Consider the following 3,987-nt stretch of genomic DNA (forward strand, 5'->3'; position numbering starts at 1 on the left):
TAAACGTCAGCATTTCTCAAAAGGGAATGTTGTGTGCGCCATGCCGATTCAGATATACCTTTATCTCCAAATTCAACACCTTTACCATAAGCTGTTTTACCGTCGTTGAATTTCACGCCGCGTAAATCATGCTGATAGCCGCATCTGAAATGTACCAACTCACCAAAAACATCTTGTTTTACCATATTTAAAACGGCAAGCACATCGCGACGGTAGTTTACGTTTTCCAAAATCATTAAATGTGATCCTGTTTGCTCATGTGTATTTACCAAATCCCAGCACTCTTCCAAGGTATTCGCTGCAGAAACTTCAAGGCCCGTATATTTACCAGCTTTCATGGAATCTACTGCCATTCTTGTGTGCCATAGCCAAGGTGTAGAAATGACCACCGCATCCACATCTTTTAAATTCAAGAGGTTCAGATAATCCTTATCAGATTTACTAAAAACCTGAGGTTTTGCAAAGCCTGCATCCTTGATCATTTTTAATGCAATTTCAATCCTAGCAGGATCGGTATCACATATCGCAGTAATTTCAGTATCCTTTCTAAGTAAGGCATTATTTAAATGGTTACAACCTCTTAGACCTACGCCTATAAAAGCCATTTTTAATTTTTGCTTGGAGGAACCTAATAGCGCGCCAAACGACATATTAGGAAGCATCACTAAACCCGCACCTGCGAGTGCCGTCTTCTTTACAAAATCTCTTCTTGAACTCATGTTTTCTTATTGTTAACGATTCGTTAAATAATCTCGTTCTCAAATTTGACACATAACTCATGTTTTGGGGTCGAGATTTTAGGCGTTTTGGGAGATTTTCAATGCAATGACGAAATACTACTCCTTTTTGACGAATATTTACTTGCAGCTCATGTATTCGCTTCTATGGCAAGTATTCTACCTTCTATTTTATTAATATCTTTACCATAATTAATCAGTTTCTTTTTAGGAGTTATCTATTTACTTCAGAGAATAACTCTACAAATAATTTGTTTTATGTTTAAATTGAAGCAGTACCCTATTACCCTTTGTTTTTTCTTAGCCTTTATTACCGCTACGATAGCGCAACATCACGTCAACTTTACGCACCTCTCCCCGTCTTCCGACAATAGAAGCATTGCCGTAAGCAAGACCATACAAGACGTTTTCGGGAATATTTGGATGGTTCAAAAAGGGGATCTTTATCTCTACGACGGCTACAATTACAAATTCATTGACAACCAAACTATTTTCCCTAACGCTGAAGAGTATCAATCCATAAAAGATATCCTCATTGATGATCTTAAAAATATATGGGTGGTTTCTGACGGTGGTCTATTAACCCAATACAATCACGTCAAAGGAATTTTTGAGGATCTCACGCCGCTCCTAAAAAACAAAAATGTCAGCGTGATCACTTCACACCATAAAAAGGTCTGGCTGGCAACAAAAGATGGAAGTATTTACGCTTATACCAATTCTAAAATGGAACCCATTACCACACTACCAGGATGGGATGCCAAAACACAGAACATTGCAGATATCGCGGTGGGACAAAACGACGACGTTTTTATAAGTACGGGAAATGGGAATATTATAGCCTATATATCGTCTTCAAAAACAATGGAAAATCTGGTAGCTCCATTTAACAATTATCCTGAAAACTTAAAATTAACTACAGATGCCTACAATAGGCTATGGATCGGCACAGAAACCAAAGGTCTCTTTCTGTATGATATCAACAGGAAAGAATTTATTCAAGATTCGTTTTTTAAAGGAAACATCCATAACATTAAAAGTGAGCTATTTTTAAATCTTTATTGCGACAGCAACGACTTTTTGTGGGCAGGAACCGACGGCGGGGGCTTGTATAAAGTAAATTTAACTACGGGACAAGTGCGGTTGTTTACCAAACTACCTCGCAGTGAGTTTTCATTAAGCAGCAACACGATCATACACGTCAATGAAGATAATCATCAAAACATTTGGATCGTGCCCAATTACGGCAACTTGAACATTTTGCCCAATGCCGACAACAATATCGACTACCACGAAGGATCAGAGAATCAAACGCCCACCAGAATATTGAGCATTCTTAAAAGCTCTGACAATGTATTATGGGCAGGAACAGACGGATCAGGACTCACTAAAATCAGTTTTAATGCCGACGGAAGTACTCATGAAAAGCAGTTTTTCAATGACTTTAGCACCAACAAAGGTTTTTACGTTCAAACCATTGCCGAAGATAATAAAGGCAATATTTGGTTTGGCACCTATAAAAATGGCCTGTGGATTTACAACTCCAAAAAGGATGAGTTTCGCGCAGTGCCTGTAATAAGCCTCAAAAACCAAAATGCAACCGATGTCCGAACCATTTATAAAGATAAAAAAGGACGTCTTTGGGTAGGCAGCAACACCTGTTTAAATATCTACTCTGACAATCTAGAACTTTTAGCCTCTTTTGAATACAATAAAAACAGCTTAAAAGGCACCATTGTTGAAAGCATTATGGAGACCCAAAATGGCATGATCTGGTTAGGGATTTATGAGGGTGGATTATTTCAATTCAATGAAAATCACACCCACTTATCTGCCTCAACATTTGTTGATTTTTCCATTCTCAACGACAATTTAGATCGGCTAAAAGGCGTAAAATATATTTCAGAAGGCACTTATAATAGCTTATGGCTCATAGACCATAGCGGGAAATTATTAAAATACGACACAAAAAATAATATATTTTCTTCATTTGAGGATTTAAAGAGTATTTCAAATCGCAATTTAGCCGCGGTCATCAATACCGGCAATGACAATTTATGGATCAGCTCCAATAACGGGATTGTCAACTTCAATACGAGAGACTCTATCATAAAAACCTACTATATAACTGACGGACTTCAGGACAATAATTTTTTGTCACGAAGTGCCTTTAAGGATTATAAAGGCATGTTATATTTTGGAGGCGCAAAAGGCCTTAATTATTTCTACCCTAAAGATTTGTATAAAAAAGAATCACATCCCATTTTACAAATCAACATGATTAAGGTGCTGAACCAACCCGTTGAAGTTTTATTGCCCGAACAGGTAAGCTCCGGAATTGAGAATGTACAGTCCTTGAATTTAAAATACAATGAATCTTCATTTTCCATTCGCTTTGCGGCTTTGGACAACATCTTATATCCAAAACATTTTTACGCCTATCGACTCAAAGGTTTTGACAAAGATTGGATCAATAGCCATCTTGAACGCTCGGCAACCTACACCAATATCCCTGCTGGCACCTATACGTTTGAAGTTAAAGCTGGCACCAGGGATAACGTTTGGGACATCCCTACAAAAAGCATCACGATCGTTATTGAACAACCCTTTTGGAACAAACCCATTGCCTGGATACTATACCTCTGCTTTTTTTCTTTGATGGTTTATGGCGCCAGACGTTGGTACGCTTTAAAAAAGAATTTGCTCGTTGAACGTCTCAGCCGTAAAAACGAAAATGAGCTGAATAAGATGAAAATGAACTTTTTCGCAAAAATGTCTCATGAAATCCAAACGCCTCTAACCTTAATTTTAGGCCCTATTGATGACATGATACGAAATGCTGAAAAGAACGGAAATTTACTTTTAAAACAACGTCTTAACATCATCGCCTACAACACCAAACGACTTTCTAAAATAGCTTATGAACTGACTTTGGTCCGTAATAAGGAGTTAGATAAATTAAGGCTGATGGTCACGAAATCCAATCTCTATAAAAATATTGAGGAAATTTCCCAATCATTTAAAGAGCTCGCCAGACGAAAAAACATAGACTTTACGGTGATCTGTCCTAAGGATTTAACGGATGCTTGGTATGACAAGGAAAAAATAGAGCACGTGATTTACAACCTGCTCTCCAATGCCTTTAAATTTACGCCCAAAGAAGGTAATATTGTGCTAACCGTGACTCCGATCAATTCAAAACAAATGATCATGCTCTCAGTGGCTAACTCGGGCTCAGGAATTCCTAAAG

2 protein-coding genes are annotated in these 3,987 nt (G+C 37.8%); one reads left to right on the plus strand and one right to left on the minus strand.

Going from position 1 to position 3,987, the window contains the following annotated elements:
* Nucleotides 1-719, minus strand: a 719-nt coding sequence (locus tag ABIQ28_RS03240; protein WP_348035317.1) for a Gfo/Idh/MocA family oxidoreductase, incomplete at its 3' end; no start/stop codon positions are given.
* Between the two features lie 276 nt (nucleotides 720-995).
* Between ABIQ28_RS03240 and ABIQ28_RS03245 the strand changes: the two genes are divergently transcribed.
* On the plus strand, nucleotides 996-3,987 hold a 2,992-nt coding region (locus ABIQ28_RS03245), incomplete at its 3' end, for a two-component regulator propeller domain-containing protein (RefSeq protein WP_348035318.1).

It is taken from the genome of Gelidibacter sp., from assembly GCF_039916245.1.
Classification (GTDB): domain Bacteria; phylum Bacteroidota; class Bacteroidia; order Flavobacteriales; family Flavobacteriaceae; genus Gelidibacter.